Here is a 14997-nt window from a genome sequence, read left to right on the forward strand (position 1 = left end):
TGTCTCCTTCTTTCTCTTGATATTTACAAACCCAATTAACTATTTTGCAGCACCACCGTCACCACTATAATGATAAACATGCTGGCCATCACGGCAACAGTCCAGTAGAATGCTTTTCGTGTTAATTCCTTTTGTTGATTACGACCTTTATAAGAAATAATAGTCAATAAAATCATGGCAATTAACATGATTATAATTAAAGTAGGATTCACATATTTCCCTCTTTCTCTTAGTATTTACGAGCCAATACGACAAATGCAACAAACACTGTTGCTATCATAAACGCTGCCAATAGCGATATCGCTTGATAACCACTTAAATGCAAGACTTCAAAATGGAGCAAAGCCGTTAAAACAATGATAAATGCCAATACGATAAAATAGCTGAGATAGACGCCCCGCTCCTTAATTCGTTTTACTCGTTCATCTTTTTGGACAAATTGCGGTGCCAAATAAGCATTGCAAAAACATGACAATGTCACCGCCAGCAGCATGATATCATGCCCTGCTGGAAATGCCCCTGTACTGATCGTTGCCACATTAAACAACGCGCTCATCAGCAAAAATACAATCCCAAAAATAATAAATAACTTACGATCATGTGATGTCATCAATCTTGATCCTCCTCTTCCAAAATAAATATCTCTTCCACCGTCTGACCAAACATCCGAGCGATTTGCATAGCAAGTGGCAAGGAAGGATTGTATTTCCCTTTTTCAATCGAAATAATCGTTTGACGGGAAACCTTTAAGGTCTGTGCCATCTTCTCTTGCGAAATCCCTTGTACTTTCCTGCATTCTTTGATGCGATTTTTCATCTTGTGCCTCACTCCTGTTATTTATCATTATAATGTAAAGCTCACTTAACTGTCAATGTTCCTTTACAATAAATACGAATGTGAACCATTGGCGGGATAAAAGAAAGATATGATAAAATGGCTAAGAGATTCAAGGCATTATCGGTCAACCAAAGCCTTGTTAACCACATTATTCGAGGAGGTTGGATATGAATCAAAAAGTAAAAATTGCTAATACCGATTTAGTCGTAAATCCGATTGGGTTAGGGACAAATGCGGTTGGTGGACATAATCTGTATCCTAATTTGGATGACCAACAAGGAATGGATATGGTACGCGACGCGATAAATCATGGTGTCGACTTTTTAGACACTGCTTTTATCTACGGTCCGCGTTATTCAGAAGAGTTGGTTGGAAAAGTGGTCAAGGGCATGGGTAAACGCCACGATGTCGTGATTGCTACCAAGGCAGCGCATGTCTTCGACAATGGCGAAGTGAAAATGAATAATTCTCCTGCTTTTTTGAAGCAGTCGGTAGATGACGCTTTACAGCGATTACAAACCGACTATATAGATCTGTTTTATATACATTCTCCAGATGAACATACTCCTAAAGATGAAGCAGTTGGTGCATTAAAAGAACTAAAAGACGCCGGCAAAATTCGTGCGATCGGGGTTTCCAATTTTTCAATCGATCAATTGAAAGAAGCAAATAAAGATGGATATGTGGATGTGTACCAAGGTTTATACAATCTCATTCAACGAGAAGCGGAACAAGCATTTTTTGATTACACAAAGAAGCAACAGATTTCTTTTGTGCCTTTCTTTCCACTTGTTTCCGGATTGCTAGCAGGAAAATATGACGTAAGCACTACCTTTCCAGAAGGAGACTTACGTAATAATCAAGCGCATTTTCAAGGACAAGCATTCCGGGACAATCTGGCCAAAGTGGAACAGCTTCGAGAAATTGCCAATCAAAAACAGATCCAAGTTGCCCATTTAGTATTAGCTTGGTACCTCGCTCATGATGCCATTGATGTGATCATTCCAGGTGCCAAAAACGGGGCACAGGTGCAAAGCAACTTACACACGTTGGATGTTTCGATCTCTGATGTCGAATTTAATAAGATTAGTCATATCTTTTCTTAACGTTGAAAGCAACTTCGCCCCTGTTTTGTCATCCAAACAGGGGCGATAAATTATAATAGCAATGAACGCCTTTTCTTCTCCACATAATAAACCATCTCTTTAAATCCTATTTCCCGCAAGGTTTGCTGCACTTCATCCCATTCATCGCCAATTCGCTCAGGCACATGGGCATCGGATCCGAAGGAGATATCCACACCGTAATAACAGGCACGCTCCAAGATATCGTGCGAAGGATACCAGCCGCCACAATCCTTTGTTTTCCCTGACGTATTCACTTCTATCGCCACACCTTCTTGGGCAATTACTTGAAGTGTCTCGTCGATAATCGGTGTCTCAATGTTAGAAAAATCGGGATAAAAACCTTTCATGGCATCGATATGACCTAAGATTTGAAAGATGCCACTTTTGGCTGATTGCTGAATCAATTGATAATACCGTTCTTTTTCTTGCACACGCTCGTCTTCATTTAAGTCATCCCAACGCCCTTTTTCAAAAATATTCACATCATTAACAAAGTGAACCGAACCAATCACATAGTCAAACGGGTATTGCTTGTACTGCCGGCGATATACCTCTTCATGTGCCGGAAAGTAATCACTCTCCATGCCCAATAGTACATCGATTTTCCCTTGGTATTTTTTCTTAAGCTCCAGCACTTCCTGTACATAGTTAGGAAACTCGCTTTTGGCCATCGCAATATCAGGACGCAGCTGATCTTCCTCACTGTAGAAAAACGGCGAGTGATCGGCAATACCAATATACTGTAAGCCGCGCTGTATAGCCGCCTGTATGTAATCCTCGATCTGTCCTTCTGCGTGACCACAGCGGTAATGGTGATTATGTAAATCAAATGTCATCTGAGCACCTCCCTCTCTTTATCTACTAGTTTAAGCCAAAGCAAACAGAACAGCAACTCATCCATTTTAATTGTTAACCCAAAATAAAAATAAGTTGACAATTAAAAAAACTTGTCTTATTCTATGGAAGAGGAGGTTACCTATCTATGAAAAAACAATTAACAGCACTCGATCTCTCCATTGGTGCGATCTTTGTCGCTTTAATGGCTATCGGGGCAAATATTACTTCTATTGCACCATTTATGGTGATCGGCGGTGTACCGATCACCTTGCAAACATTCTTTGCCATTCTAGCAGGTTTAATATTGGGAAGTCGCTTAGGGATGTTCACTATGCTTGTATACATGCTGCTTGGATTGGTCGGGGCACCGATTTTTGCACAGTTTGGCGGTGGACCATCATCTATATTGATGCCCACGTTTGGCTTTATTGTATCTTATCCTATCCTTGCCTTTATTATTGGACGAATAAGCGAGCGGAAACGTACGCTGCCAACCTATATAACAATGGCATTGCTAGGCTTAGTTCTTAACTTTCTGATTGGCGCCAACTGGATGTACCTTGCCTATCAGGTCTGGTTTGAAGCACCATCTGGTTTCACGTATGCCTTAGTATGGTACTGGTTAGCACTTCCACTCGTCAAGGATATCGTGCTAGCAGTTATTGCCGGGGTGTTTGCCTACCGTCTCGAGAAAAATTTTCTCTCCAAGCGCGCCTTTCGCACACAGAGGCAAGTTGGAAGTATGTAAAAGCAGCCAGGGCTTATCCCCTGACTGCCTTTTCTTACTTAATGATCGTGTTAATCCGAATAAATTCTGGATTAGCTCCTAACACTAATAAAAATAGTTGAGAATAGGAAGTAGCTTCACTATCCTTCATCAAACGTAACAGCTGCTCTATATCTTCATCTGTCCGAAGTTTCTCAACCTCCGTTTGATAAAGCTGCAAGACAGATTCTCGAATAAAGGCAGGCTGTGGTGTATCTACATATCCATTTTCCACTAATTCGCCTAGATATTTATAGGGAATCTGTAATTGCCGCGTCAAGCTCACTACATGTTTTAATTTCTCATAAAGCGCTGGATGGTTGCGACCTAACTCGTTCAATTCTTCCTTCAAATCATATAAATTAGTTAAATTCGCTAACATAAATGGCCCTTCTTTCCCATGGTTTTTCTAACCCAATGATTTTGGTTAATTCCTTACTATGCTCTCTTCTCTTCCGGCGCATATTGGCCCGCTTCTCACCAGATTCATATAAAAATTTTTCCTCTTCTGTTTCAGGAATAATCCCTGGCACTTGGACCGCTTTTTTATTTTCATCTAAAGCGACAAATGTGAGAAAAGCGGTAGCTGCAATTTTTCGTTCTCCTGTCATCATATCCTCAGCAATCACCTTACAGAAAATCTCCATCGATGTATTCCCTGTATACGTGACAAACGATTCAATACATAGTGAGTCTGACTGGCGAATCGGATAAAGAAAATCGATCGAATCCGTAGAAGCCGTCACACATTCCTTGATTCTGGCATGCCTTCGAGCTGAAATCGTGGCATTATTATCCAGTTTTTTCATTAATACCCCGCCAAACAAGGTATTATAATTATTTAAATCGTTGACTAGTACCTGATCTGTACTAACAACCCTACTATCGTTTGGATGTTTAAAACTTTTCATATCACATCTGTTCCTTTCCTGTTCCTAATGTTTTTCCCAGATGTCTATGATAAATCGAATGTAAGCTAAATAAAAATAGTTATTTCACATGATACCTATAGATGAAATCTATGAGAACGCCATCATTCTCCCTTTATTCCTTGTTCAAAGATTAATTTCTCTTTAGTGAATTTCAGCCATTCTTTGGTAACAAAGGTCGTATAACTGTTCTTTTTCCAAATAATCGCCAGCTGCCACGATATCGATGGATGCTCGATCGCGATACTTTCCACATCTTCTTTTAACATCGCAATAATACTTGTAGGTAGGATGCTTATCCCCAAATTGGCGACAATCATCTGCTCGATAAAACTCCATTGTGAGCTTTCTCCACTTATTTGTGGATTGAAACCGGCTATTTTACACGATTCAATAATCCGATCGTTCAAGACAAAATCTTCGTTAAATAATAGGAATGGTTCCTCTTTTAATTCAGCCAAATCTACCCGTTCCCTGCCAGATAGGGCATGCCCTCTGGGGACCACTAATTTCAGCTGCTCCTCTAAGATAAAAAAGTGATGAAAACGTTCTGTCTCTGTCGGCAGTACCGTAATCCCGACATCCATTTCATCATTCTCGATACCTTCTTCAATTCGCTTACTTCCGTTCTCTACCAATTGGAAAGTGATATTCGGATAGCAATCATGAAATTCTCCTAGAATCTGCATAAAAAACGTCACATTCATGATTGGCGGTATCCCAATTTTGATATGTCCTCGTTTTACCCCTAATAGATTATCCATCTCCATTGGCAGATTTTTATAAAGACGTACGATTTCTTTTGCTTGATCGTAGAAAGCTCGTCCTGCATCTGTGAGTATCATGTTTCGTTTATGACGATCAAATAATTCCACCCCTAAGTCTGCTTCTAAATCACGCAGCAGCTTACTGATCGTCGGCTGTGAAATATACAGATTCTCTGACGCCTTCGTCATACTTCCAGTTTTAACGATTTCCATAAAATAGATCATATGTTTAATATCCATACATTTCACCTCTTGGTAAGTTGATAAGTGAACCTAGTTTATCACAAATAAGCGATGGTGCATAAAGCAATACGGTTAGATAAATAATCTACCTTTCTGCTTTCTACGGTATCCACTTTTTTCAAACAATGCTATAATAGGGTTAAATCAGTTGACGTTTCAGGGGGAATAATAGATGAGAGAGAGCCATAGAGGTAGCACCTTTCGATTAATGGATATTAGTAAGCTGTCTGATATTAGCTTGTTCTTTGCTGTATTCATTTTTGTGATCCCGCTTATTTTGTTTTTCAGTCATTCCTTTCTGACATGGACTTTTACTGTGGTCCTTTTAAGTATCGCGTTATTTATTAATATTTGCCTGCTTGTCCAGGCGTTTCTTCATAAACGAGATAACCCGGCATTACATATTGCGTTTCTATGTTTCTTGCTGATTTGTTATCTAGTCACATTTATCTCCTTTTCTTTTGATAACCAGGATATGGTGATGACCTTGCAATCGTTTGCTATTTTTGCTTGGTTTTTTGCCTGCAGCAGTGTGCTCTTGCAGTTGATGAACATCTTGTTTATTTGGACATTGAAGCGAGTATTCCCTCAACATCTTCCTGCTAAACAAGAGGTTCAGCTGCCAAGCTTGGCAAAATTATCTGCTTATATTGATCTGCCAACACAGAAAATGTATCATTCGCTTTGCCTGTTAGAATACTTTTTAAGCGCTGTATTTCTCATCTTTTTTGCCTTCTTCCTGCAGAAGATCTCTGGACTCTTTGGCACCTTTTTACATCCGGTTGTGCTGAACTGGATCCAGGAAAACAGTAGCTTCTTTGCCTTTTTCAATCTGCTCAGTTTACTGGCTTTGATCGTTACCATTCAGACCTTGACCTACAGGCAGAAGCATAGAATTACCGCCACCGCCTTTCAACGTATGAAGGAAGATTTTGATGGTAGAATATAAATCAAAACCACCAGTGTGAACTGGTGGTTTGCTCTGCGGCTGAAAGCCTATGTTACCGGCCTCGGCCTAAAAGGCCCACTGAATGGTTTCCCTTTTGCACCACACTCACTCACTGATTCTAAAAGAATCTCTTATTTCTTCTTATTTTTCTCTCCAGTGAACGGATCAAATTCTTCAAATAATGTTAACTGATCACTCATGTAATCCTCTTTAAGCTGATTTCTAATATATTCTTGAATTTGATTTTTATTTCTGCCCACTGTATCTACAAAGTAGCCTCGACACCAAAATTTACGATTACCATATCTGTACTTTAAATTAGCGTGTCGATCGAATATCATTAAACTACTTTTGCCCTTTAGGTAGCCCATGAATTGAGATACACTTAGTTTTGGTGGAATACTTACTAACATATGAATGTGATCTTTACATGCATTTGCCTCGTGTATCTCAACCCCTTTCCTTTCACAAAGCTCTCTTACTATTTCTCCGATGCTTTTTTTATATTTCCCATAAATAATTTGTCTTCTATATTTTGGAGCAAAAACGATATGGAACTTACATCTCCACTGCGTATGTGCTAAACTATTCTTGTCCTGCATTGGACATGCCTCCTTCTTTGATGAGATTTGGTGGTCGGGAAACCAACCTTATCTTATCATGAAGAGAGGCTTTTTTGCCCCCACGCTTGAAGCTCTATGGAACCCCCGGCATAGCCAGGGGTTTTCAAAGACCATAATAAGTAAAAATCTTACACGTTTTATTTCGTGTAAGCTTTTTCGTTCATTCACAACCAATCCCATCACCATCGCGATCCAAATGTGGTGCGTAGCCAGGCTCACCTTCTTTTACCGGAGCAGCACCAGCCTCTCTTGCAGCGGTACAATTTTCGTAATATGCATCAGAAGGTGCTTCCGATATGATGTCACTATTAGATTCATTGGTTGAGCTATCTGCATTGACTGAAGTGGTTTCTATCTCCATATTATTCGTTTGCAATGAAGCTATCTCTGCTTCTTGTGTTTCAATGGTTGCGGTAAGATGATCTACTTCTGTATTTAAATCATCTATTTCTTCTTGATAATTCTTAGAGGCTTGCGATTGACTGAGTAATTCTTCCTCCTTTTCATCCAGTGCAGCTTGTATGTCCTCTCGTGCTTTTTGCAAATCTTCCATTTCTTTGACTAACCCTTCTTCTTGTTCCATTAGTTCAGCATTTTTTTCGGTTAAAGCTTCATTTTCACTTAGCAATCTTTCATTTTCTTTTGATAACTTGGTAGAATCGCCACTGATAGTAAAACCAAGGACGAACACAATCACACCACTTGCTAGTACAGTATAAAAAATTTTTTTATAACGTGCCTTTTTCTCTTTCTGTTCGTTCACATACGATAACGTCAAATAAATAAAAGAAGAAACAACGATTATAATTCCTAGAATGATCACGAAAACCCCTCCATGAAAAGACATTTTATATAAAAATTATATACTGTTTTCTACTTATCGACTATATCTTCGACAAAACCTTTCAAAATAAGCTATTATTCTCTTATACATTTAATCGAATGGAAGTAAATTATTGACAGAGAGGATAGTTTGATCTTCAGACATCTTGAAATAAGAGTCTTTTAAACGGTTCGTATATAATGGAAAAACCCAATCCACTAATTAGATTGGGTTCCCTCGTTTTTTAGAAAAACTTAGCTTTTCCCTTGTTTCAAATGATAGGACTAATATTGCATTTAGAATGGCATAAATCTTATTTATCTAGGATTTCGACACATTCCTGGAATCAAAAACAGGTCAATGAATAACCAGATAAATAGAATCGTTAATGGGATCCAGCCAATCAATATCCAAGTAGTAGCCCAGCCGACCACACCTAAGATCAATTGTGCAATGGCTCCTCCCGTATATCCTGTGTAAAATCGATGTACCCCTAGTTGCCCGAGGAACAACCATAAAATATAAGCTAATAACATACTTCTTTGTGCCAAGTGACTTTACCTCCTTCGTTTTTACCTATAAGAATTATAAAGGTCACTCTAGCTTAACGCAACAATAAACAAACATCATCAATTGACTATGACTATGACGGCCATTTTTTGTGCTTTCCTCCGATTTGTGGCCGTCATTTTCGAGATGACGACCATTATTTTGATTTTTGCGCGTCAAATGGTCGTCATTTCCGAGATGACGCCCATTATTTCGGGTTTCCCACGTCAAATGGCCGTCATTTCCGAGATGACGCCCATTATTGCGATTTTCGCCCGTCAAATGGACGTCATTTCCAGGATGACGGCCATTATTTCGGGTTTCCCACGTCAAATGGCCGTCATTTGATTAAGCCCATATAATTGTGTAAAAAGGAAAAGGCCTCGTTCATTTCCTGTTATAATGTTTTTATCCCACTAAAAACTTATAAAGGAGAAATGAACGATGACCCATATCCATTTTAAACTGAATGTTGAAGAATTAAAAGAAAAAGTATTAGGATCGGATTTAGAAGATGTGATGAAATCAGCGTTAGTGGTTGTGCTGAATTCGTTCATGGAGAAAGAACGGGATGACTACCTAGGGGCAGCATCTTACGAAAGAACCGAAGGGCGTAAGGACTATCGCAACGGTTACTATGAGCGCGATTATAAAGTACCTGTGGGAACCTTAAAATTACATGTTCCCCGAACGAGGAAAGGGGAATTTTCCCCATCCTTGTTTGAAAAATATACACGCTCCGATCAATCCTTGGTCTTATCGATGCTGGAAATGGTGGTGAACGGGGTATCTACTCGAAAGGTCACCAATATCATGGAAGCGCTCTGTGGAGAAGGGGTGTCTAAATCCATGGTATCGAATATCACCAAGAAATTGGATCCCCTGGTCATGGAATGGGCCAATCGCCCGTTGAATGTGAAGTATTATCCCTATATCTATACCGATGCCATGTATATCAAGGTAAGAGAGCATCATAAAGTGGTCTCTAAAGCGGTGTATATTGCGGTAGGGGTCAACGAAGAAAAGAAACGGGAAATCATCGGGATGACAGTTCAGCATGCCGAGTCGAAGGAAAGCTGGAGCCGTTTCTTGGAAAGTTTACAATCGAGAGGTCTCCAGTCGCCCAAACTGGTTATTTCGGATGCCCATGAAGGGTTAAAGCAAGCCATTCAACAACGGTTCATTGGTACGAGTTGGCAGCGTTGCACGGTCCATTTCAAACGGAATCTGTTCGATACCTTGCCGAAAAAAGGGGGAGAGGAGGCCAAGAGATGGATCAAACGTGTATTTAACGCGAGCAGTGTAGAGGAAGCGCGAGCGTTAAAAGATCAGTTTTTGAAGGCGTATGAAGATCAGCCAAGATTTACGAAAGTAGGAGAATGGTTAGAAGAAGGATTTGATGATGCGGTTCAATTTATGAACGAACCCGTTGATTATCACGTGCAGTTACGGACCACCAACAATGTGGAAAGAATCAATGGAGAAGTCCGAAGAAGAGAACGAGTGATTCGCATATTTCCTAACACTCAATCTGCTTTTCGGTTAATTGGGGCCGTCCTCATGGATATCGAAGAACAATTAGACCGAGGCAATCGAATATACTTGAAAGGTACCTAAAAGCCCGCCAGCGTCGGCGCGAAAATGTGTGGAGGAAGGAGGGGGTACCCCCTCCTTCCTCCACACATTCACCCTACCCTAACCGGATAAAAACATGTAAATGTATTTTACACAATAATATGGACTTGACTCGTCATTTCCGAGATGACGGCCATTATTGCGATTTTCGCCCGTCAAATGGACGTCATTTCCGAGATGACGCCCATTATTGCGATTTTCGCCCGTCAAATGGACGTCATTTCCGAGATGACGCCCATTATTGCGATTTTCGCCCGTCAAATGGACGTCATTTCCGAGATGACGGTCATTATTTCGATTTTCGCCCGTCAAATGGACGTCATTTCCAGGATGACGGCCATTATTTCGGGTTTCGCACGTCAAATGGCCGTCATTTCCGAGATGACGACCGTCTTCCCCTGATTCCAACCGTCATCGCACCATACCAGCACACAAACAAAAAAATAGCCCTAACGCTAGGACTATTCTGCAAGTGATTCTTCTGCTTTATCCATCCATTCTTTTCCTTCTAATCGTCTGGTGACTAGCATGCTCGAAACCGTATCACCTGTCACATTAACCATTGTTGCTGGTGGATCCACTACTACGCCAATCGCCGTAATGATGGGCAATGCTTCAATTGGGAAACCATATAGTGTAATAATCATCATTTCACCCATAAAACCACCACCTGGAATTCCACTCATTACAATACCAGATAAAAGACAAATACCGATAGCCGTTAAAAAGGTATCCATCCCCATAAAATCTTGATTAAAGACGCCAAAGATAAAGGCAATCTTCAACATGGCCGACAAGCAAGAGCCGTCCATATGTATCGTGGCACCTAATGGCATTACCGTTTCACGAATATCCTTTGGTACACCAAGCTTCTCGGCTGCCTGCAAATTGGCCGGCAAAGCAGCCACACTGCTTCCAGTTCCTAATGAAGTAGCGGCGGGAGACAGAATATTCTTCCAAAAACGAGAAACTCCTGTTTTTCCACCTGCCAAAAAGGCATAAAGCGTAAATCCAATCAAAAAATATAAAACAGATACCGGATAATACATCATCACAGCCTTGGCGTAATCACCGATCAAATCGGCACCGAATTCACCAACCAACGCAGCAAAATAGGCTCCCAGACCAATCGGCGCATAGTACATGACCACCTGAATAATCTTCATAAATACTTCTGAACCACTCGTCAAGAAACGACTGAACGCCTTGCCTTTTTCTCCTGTTAAACCAGTAGCTACACCAACTAATACAGAGAAAATAATCAACGCCAGCATATTATCACGTGAAAATAAATCAACAAAATCCGGAACCGTAAACGTATTAACCAATTGTTCAGATAATGTCGTTTCTTCTACTTCTTCTGGCGTTTCTAAGGCAATATCCACCCCTGATCCCGGTTGAAAAATCACCGAGGCCACAAGCATAAAGACAGAAGAAATAATACCTGTCACTACAAAAACCGTCATCATCGTCCCCATAATTTTTCCAAGACGCTTCATGCTGTCCATACCTGCAATCGCTGAGGAAATCGTAAAAAAGACAAGTGGGATAACAATCATAAATAATAAATTAATAAATAGGTCGCCAAGCGGCTGTATTATCATGGCCTGTTCTCCGAAAACCAAGCCAATAATAGTTCCTAATAGAATCGAGCCTAACAAAATCAACGGAAATCGATAGGACTTGAATTTTTCTTTCATACCGTTGTCCTCTTTTCATCATAATCATCTTGTTACATTGTACACGAATCGACAAGAACATGAAAGACTCCATTTCCTTATTGACACTTTTTTCGAAAAAGAGTATTTTTTAGTTAAGCATATAGTATAAAAATGGATATAGCCATCCCATACTAAGAGACCCTACACTTCGTGGAAGAAGGAATAGCCATGCGCAAGCTTAGAAATTCGTCACCACCTCAAATCATTATTGGAGCCTTTCTTTGTATGATGCTGATTGGCACACTACTATTAAAATTACCGATAGCTACCACTCATTCGGTTAGCTGGATTGATACGTGGTTTACCGTCACTTCTGCGTTAACAGTCACCGGTCTTACCGTTGTTGACACAGCTGGCACCTACACTATATTCGGAGAGATGGTGCTAGCAGGATTAATTCAACTTGGCGGCTTAGGTATTATGACCTTCGCGGTGGTTACCATCCTATTGTTAGGCAAAAGAATTGGTCTAAAAGAACGCTTGGTATTGCAGCATTCCCTAAACCAAGATGCTATGGGTGGGGTGATTCGATTAGCCAAACAACTACTCGTTTTTTCTCTTATTATTGAATTGATCGCCATGCTGGTCCTATCCATACGTTGGATACCTACGTTAGGTTGGGGCAAGGGGATCTATTACAGTTTCTTTCATTCGATATCTGCCTTTAATAATGCTGGGTTTGCTTTGTGGTCTGATAATTTAATGAATTACGAAGTGGATCCTCTCGTTAATATAGTAATTAGCCTGTTAATTATTACAGGTGGTCTTGGCTTCACCGTACTGATTGACCTTTTGGAAAACAGACGTTGGAAAAAATTATCCCTCCATTCCAAGCTAATGGTATTGGGTACTCTGATCACTAATATGGTCGCCATGCTACTTATTTTTTTATTTGAGTACAACAATCCAAACTCCTTGGCGATGCTGCATTCTTTTGGGGACAAGCTTTGGGCCTCTTACTTCCAAGCGATTACCGCTAGAACAGCAGGATTCAATACGATGGACATCGCCGGGCTGGAAGAACCCACGCTCTTCCTACTATTATTACTAATGTTTATTGGCGCAGGGAGTGCATCTACTGGAGGTGGGATTAAACTAACCACTTTTATCGTGATTAGCTTCGCTGTGATTACATTCCTCAAAGGAAAAGAGGAAATCGTAATTGGCAGGAGATCCATTAGCCAATTCGTGATTTTACGCTCGTTAGCCGTGACAATTATGGGTATTGCCTTGCTGACAATTGGTATTTTTTCTTTATTACTAACGGAGAATCAATCTTTTCTATCTCTGGTATTTGAAGTGATTTCTGCCTTCGGTACCGTGGGGTTATCTATGGGCATCACTGGTTCACTAACGCTTATTGGAAAAATAACCATTATCCTATTAATGGTATTCGGTAAAATAGGACCACTTACCCTCGCCTTTGCTATTGCCAAAAACACTCGAGCGAAGATACGTTATCCAAACGAAGAGATTCTAACGGGCTAGAGTCTCTTCTTCCTTCTACAAACAAAATCGTGATTGATAACCGTCATTTGCGGGTATAGCATAACATACTTTTTGAACCCCCCCCTTTATTATCTAGGTAATTATGGTAACATCGTACACACACCTCAAAAAAAGAAAAGAGGAGCTATTGTTATGGAAAAGAGAAAAACGCTACAGAAAACACTAAAGCCACATTGGGTCTGGGCGATCGCATTAGGCTCCGCTATCGGCTGGGGTGCCTTTGTTCAGCCGGTTAACTGGATGTCTACAGCTGGACCATTAGGGGTCATCCTCGGTTTCTTCATTGGTGCCTTATTAATGATTCTCATTGCCGTCAGCTACGGATTTTTAATTAAAAGTTTTCCGGTTTCTGGTGGGGAGTTTGCCTATGCTTACGTTAGCCTGGGTCGTACACACGCCTTCATTTCTGGCTGGTTCCTAACATTAGGGTACATATGTATTGTGGCATTGAATGCCTCCGCTTTTGCACTGATGATTAAATTTATTTTCCCTAGGGTAATTGAAAATATTCCCTTGTATCAAATCGCGGGGTGGGATATTTATTTAACGGAAATTATTGTCGCATCGATCCTATTAATTGTTTTTGGATTCTTTAACATTCGCGGGTCCAGCCTATCTGGCCGAATGCAGTTTATTTTCTGTATGGTAATGGTAGGTGCGATCCTCGTCTTAACCGTGTTAGTCGGTAGCCATGATGGGGCGGGAATAGCGAATATAACCCCATTATTCCCAACAGATACCACGATGCTTGCCGCTATTCTTTCGATTGTAGCCATTGCACCTTGGGCTTATGTTGGATTTGATAATATTCCACAAACAGCAGAAGAATTTGATTTTCCGTCTAGGAAAGCCTTTAAGCTGATTGTATTTGCTATCTTAGCTGCTGCTACTTTATACAGCCTGATGATCCTCGCTACGTCTATGGTTCAGCCATGGGAAGGGGTCGTTAGTGCTAATCATATTTGGGGAACAGGCTTTGTCATCGAAGAACTACTAGGACCACTTGGCCTTGCTATTCTTGCGGTTGCCTTAACGATGGGAATCTTCACTGGTCTAAATGGCTTTATTATTTCATCCAGCCGTTTACTGTTTGCGATGTCACGTGCCAAGATCATCCCGAGCTTCTTTTCAAACCTTCACCCTAAGCATCATACGCCATACTGGGGCGTCATCTTTGCCGTCGTCATTGCCATGTTATCCCCTTGGTTTGGCCGGGAAGCCTTATTATGGGTGGTTGATATGTCATCGGTAGGTGTCACTATTGCCTATTTCTATACTTGTTATGCCGCCTTTTCTTTATTCAAAATGAAAAAGGACGCCGGTTTTAATGAAAAAAGACATATAGAAGCACCTGGAAAGAAAATCGTCGCCATTCTTGGTATGATTGCAAGTGTTATTTTCCTTATATTACTACTATTCCCTGGATCGCCTGCTTTCCTAGGTATTGAATCTCGAATCGCGCTTGGGGCTTGGATTGTGTTAGGGATTATCTTTTTTTTGATTAAACGTAAAGACTTTAAGGATATCCCAAGAAAGGAATTGAACTATTATATTTTGGGGAGTAAGGAAGTAGAGTTGGGACAGACGGAAGATTAGTAAAGTAAGTTTCTCGGAAGCGGGTGAGCTAGGAGCCTCCCGCTTCTTTTTATAAAGCATTTACATTTTGGCTAACAATTATAAAA

The 14997-nt window shown here is 40.5% G+C and carries 19 protein-coding genes; 8 read left to right on the forward strand and 11 right to left on the reverse strand.

Annotated features, from left to right (window positions below; translation table 11 throughout):
• Positions 1–35 precede the first annotated feature (35 nt).
• The 3 genes from E0E32_RS17975 to E0E32_RS17985 are packed head-to-tail and all read right to left on the reverse strand — an operon-like array spanning position 36 to position 816.
• Entirely contained in the window at positions 36–212 is a 177-nt protein-coding gene (locus E0E32_RS17975) for a hypothetical protein (RefSeq protein WP_130860373.1), read from the reverse strand.
• 17 nt (positions 213–229) lie between these two features.
• The gene (locus E0E32_RS17980; RefSeq protein WP_286172027.1) at positions 230–610 is read right to left on the reverse strand and encodes a hypothetical protein; all 381 of its coding nucleotides are present in this window, start codon (positions 608–610) and stop codon (positions 230–232) included.
• A complete protein-coding gene (locus E0E32_RS17985) occupies positions 610–816 on the reverse strand; it encodes a helix-turn-helix transcriptional regulator (RefSeq protein ID WP_130860375.1) in 207 nt (68 codons plus the stop codon). The genes E0E32_RS17980 and E0E32_RS17985 overlap by 1 nt, the downstream gene beginning before the upstream one ends.
• Before the next feature lie 188 nt (positions 817–1004).
• Here E0E32_RS17985 and E0E32_RS17990 point away from each other — a divergent pair, with 188 nt between their 5' ends.
• Positions 1005–1943 carry an aldo/keto reductase gene (locus E0E32_RS17990; RefSeq protein ID WP_130860376.1) on the forward strand — a complete coding sequence of 313 codons (939 nt, stop codon included), beginning with the start codon at positions 1005–1007 and terminating at the stop codon, positions 1941–1943.
• A 50-nt stretch (positions 1944–1993) separates the two neighbouring features.
• Here the strand turns inward: E0E32_RS17990 and E0E32_RS17995 are convergent, their stop codons facing one another.
• Positions 1994–2800 carry a histidinol-phosphatase gene (locus tag E0E32_RS17995; RefSeq protein WP_130860377.1) on the reverse strand — a complete coding sequence of 269 codons (807 nt, stop codon included), beginning with the start codon at positions 2798–2800 and terminating at the stop codon, positions 1994–1996.
• Positions 2801–2946: 146 nt separating this feature from the next.
• Here E0E32_RS17995 and E0E32_RS18000 point away from each other — a divergent pair, with 146 nt between their 5' ends.
• Positions 2947–3549: a biotin transporter BioY gene (locus E0E32_RS18000; RefSeq protein ID WP_130860378.1), complete on the forward strand. Its 603-nt coding sequence runs from the start codon at positions 2947–2949 to the stop codon at positions 3547–3549.
• A 34-nt stretch (positions 3550–3583) separates the two neighbouring features.
• Here the strand turns inward: E0E32_RS18000 and E0E32_RS18005 are convergent, their stop codons facing one another.
• The 3 genes from E0E32_RS18005 to cidR all read right to left on the reverse strand — a co-directional run bounded on the left by E0E32_RS18005 (position 3584) and on the right by cidR (position 5503).
• A complete protein-coding gene (locus tag E0E32_RS18005) occupies positions 3584–3949 on the reverse strand; it encodes a hypothetical protein (RefSeq protein ID WP_066191085.1) in 366 nt (121 codons plus the stop codon).
• Entirely contained in the window at positions 3930–4478 is a 549-nt protein-coding gene (locus E0E32_RS18010; RefSeq protein ID WP_066191083.1) for an acyl-CoA thioesterase, read from the reverse strand. The genes E0E32_RS18005 and E0E32_RS18010 overlap by 20 nt, the downstream gene beginning before the upstream one ends.
• 122 nt (positions 4479–4600) lie before the next feature.
• Entirely contained in the window at positions 4601–5503 is a 903-nt protein-coding gene (gene cidR, locus E0E32_RS18015) for a cidABC operon transcriptional activator CidR (protein WP_130860379.1), read from the reverse strand.
• Positions 5504–5678: 175 nt separating this feature from the next.
• Here cidR and E0E32_RS18020 point away from each other — a divergent pair, with 175 nt between their 5' ends.
• Positions 5679–6455, forward strand: coding sequence for a hypothetical protein (locus tag E0E32_RS18020; protein ID WP_130860380.1), 777 nt, complete (start codon positions 5679–5681; stop codon positions 6453–6455).
• A gap of 131 nt (positions 6456–6586) precedes the next feature.
• On the opposite strand, the gene tnpA is transcribed toward E0E32_RS18020, so the two are convergent.
• The 3 genes from tnpA to E0E32_RS18035 form a co-directional block, all read right to left on the reverse strand.
• Positions 6587–7057, reverse strand: a complete 471-nt coding sequence (gene tnpA / locus E0E32_RS18025; RefSeq protein WP_036573920.1) for an IS200/IS605 family transposase — start codon at positions 7055–7057, stop codon at positions 6587–6589.
• Positions 7058–7238: 181 nt separating this feature from the next.
• Entirely contained in the window at positions 7239–7901 is a 663-nt protein-coding gene (locus tag E0E32_RS18030; protein ID WP_165445071.1) for an excalibur calcium-binding domain-containing protein, read from the reverse strand.
• A 317-nt stretch (positions 7902–8218) separates the two neighbouring features.
• On the reverse strand, positions 8219–8452 hold the full coding sequence (locus tag E0E32_RS18035) for a TM2 domain-containing protein (protein ID WP_066191073.1): 234 nt from the start codon (positions 8450–8452) through the stop codon (positions 8219–8221).
• A 145-nt stretch (positions 8453–8597) separates the two neighbouring features.
• Here E0E32_RS18035 and E0E32_RS18040 point away from each other — a divergent pair, with 145 nt between their 5' ends.
• From E0E32_RS18040 to E0E32_RS18050, 3 genes are all read left to right on the forward strand, one after another.
• Positions 8598–8798, forward strand: coding sequence for a hypothetical protein (locus E0E32_RS18040; protein ID WP_130860382.1), 201 nt, complete (start codon positions 8598–8600; stop codon positions 8796–8798).
• A 96-nt stretch (positions 8799–8894) separates the two neighbouring features.
• The gene (locus E0E32_RS18045; protein WP_130859205.1) at positions 8895–10067 is read left to right on the forward strand and encodes an IS256 family transposase; all 1173 of its coding nucleotides are present in this window, start codon (positions 8895–8897) and stop codon (positions 10065–10067) included.
• A gap of 144 nt (positions 10068–10211) precedes the next feature.
• The gene (locus E0E32_RS18050) at positions 10212–10487 is read left to right on the forward strand and encodes a hypothetical protein (RefSeq protein WP_130860383.1); all 276 of its coding nucleotides are present in this window, start codon (positions 10212–10214) and stop codon (positions 10485–10487) included.
• 59 nt (positions 10488–10546) lie between these two features.
• On the opposite strand, the gene E0E32_RS18055 is transcribed toward E0E32_RS18050, so the two are convergent.
• On the reverse strand, positions 10547–11785 hold the full coding sequence (locus E0E32_RS18055) for a dicarboxylate/amino acid:cation symporter (protein ID WP_130860384.1): 1239 nt from the start codon (positions 11783–11785) through the stop codon (positions 10547–10549).
• Between the two features lie 189 nt (positions 11786–11974).
• Here E0E32_RS18055 and E0E32_RS18060 point away from each other — a divergent pair, with 189 nt between their 5' ends.
• Positions 11975–13294: a TrkH family potassium uptake protein gene (locus E0E32_RS18060; protein ID WP_066191329.1), complete on the forward strand. Its 1320-nt coding sequence runs from the start codon at positions 11975–11977 to the stop codon at positions 13292–13294.
• 153 nt (positions 13295–13447) lie between these two features.
• Positions 13448–14911 (forward strand): APC family permease, encoded by a 1464-nt coding sequence (locus tag E0E32_RS18065; RefSeq protein WP_130860385.1) that lies wholly within the window; start codon positions 13448–13450, stop codon positions 14909–14911.
• The last annotated feature ends 86 nt before the right edge of the window (positions 14912–14997 follow it).

Origin of the sequence: Gracilibacillus phocaeensis (assembly GCF_900626275.1) — a bacterium.
Taxonomy (GTDB): Bacteria; Bacillota; Bacilli; order Bacillales; family Amphibacillaceae; genus Gracilibacillus; species Gracilibacillus timonensis.

Bases quoted from the DNA above. Each gene is read 5' to 3' on its own strand.
- cidR (WP_130860379.1), bottom strand. From the start codon at position 5,503: ATGGATATTAAACATATGATCTATTTTATGGAAATCGTTAAAACTGGA.
- E0E32_RS18010 (WP_066191083.1), bottom strand. From the start codon at position 4,478: ATGAAAAGTTTTAAACATCCAAACGATAGTAGGGTTGTTAGTACAGAT.
- tnpA (WP_036573920.1), bottom strand. From the start codon at position 7,057: ATGCAGGACAAGAATAGTTTAGCACATACGCAGTGGAGATGTAAGTTC.
- E0E32_RS18040 (WP_130860382.1), top strand. From the start codon at position 8,598: ATGACGACCATTATTTTGATTTTTGCGCGTCAAATGGTCGTCATTTCC.
- E0E32_RS18020 (WP_130860380.1), top strand. From the start codon at position 5,679: ATGAGAGAGAGCCATAGAGGTAGCACCTTTCGATTAATGGATATTAGT.
- E0E32_RS17980 (WP_286172027.1), bottom strand. From the start codon at position 610: ATGACATCACATGATCGTAAGTTATTTATTATTTTTGGGATTGTATTT.
- E0E32_RS17985 (WP_130860375.1), bottom strand. From the start codon at position 816: ATGAAAAATCGCATCAAAGAATGCAGGAAAGTACAAGGGATTTCGCAA.
- E0E32_RS18005 (WP_066191085.1), bottom strand. From the start codon at position 3,949: ATGTTAGCGAATTTAACTAATTTATATGATTTGAAGGAAGAATTGAAC.
- E0E32_RS18065 (WP_130860385.1), top strand. From the start codon at position 13,448: ATGGAAAAGAGAAAAACGCTACAGAAAACACTAAAGCCACATTGGGTC.
- E0E32_RS18060 (WP_066191329.1), top strand. From the start codon at position 11,975: ATGCGCAAGCTTAGAAATTCGTCACCACCTCAAATCATTATTGGAGCC.
- E0E32_RS18055 (WP_130860384.1), bottom strand. From the start codon at position 11,785: ATGAAAGAAAAATTCAAGTCCTATCGATTTCCGTTGATTTTGTTAGGC.
- E0E32_RS17995 (WP_130860377.1), bottom strand. From the start codon at position 2,800: ATGACATTTGATTTACATAATCACCATTACCGCTGTGGTCACGCAGAA.
- E0E32_RS18045 (WP_130859205.1), top strand. From the start codon at position 8,895: ATGACCCATATCCATTTTAAACTGAATGTTGAAGAATTAAAAGAAAAA.
- E0E32_RS17990 (WP_130860376.1), top strand. From the start codon at position 1,005: ATGAATCAAAAAGTAAAAATTGCTAATACCGATTTAGTCGTAAATCCG.
- E0E32_RS18000 (WP_130860378.1), top strand. From the start codon at position 2,947: ATGAAAAAACAATTAACAGCACTCGATCTCTCCATTGGTGCGATCTTT.
- E0E32_RS18050 (WP_130860383.1), top strand. From the start codon at position 10,212: ATGACGGCCATTATTGCGATTTTCGCCCGTCAAATGGACGTCATTTCC.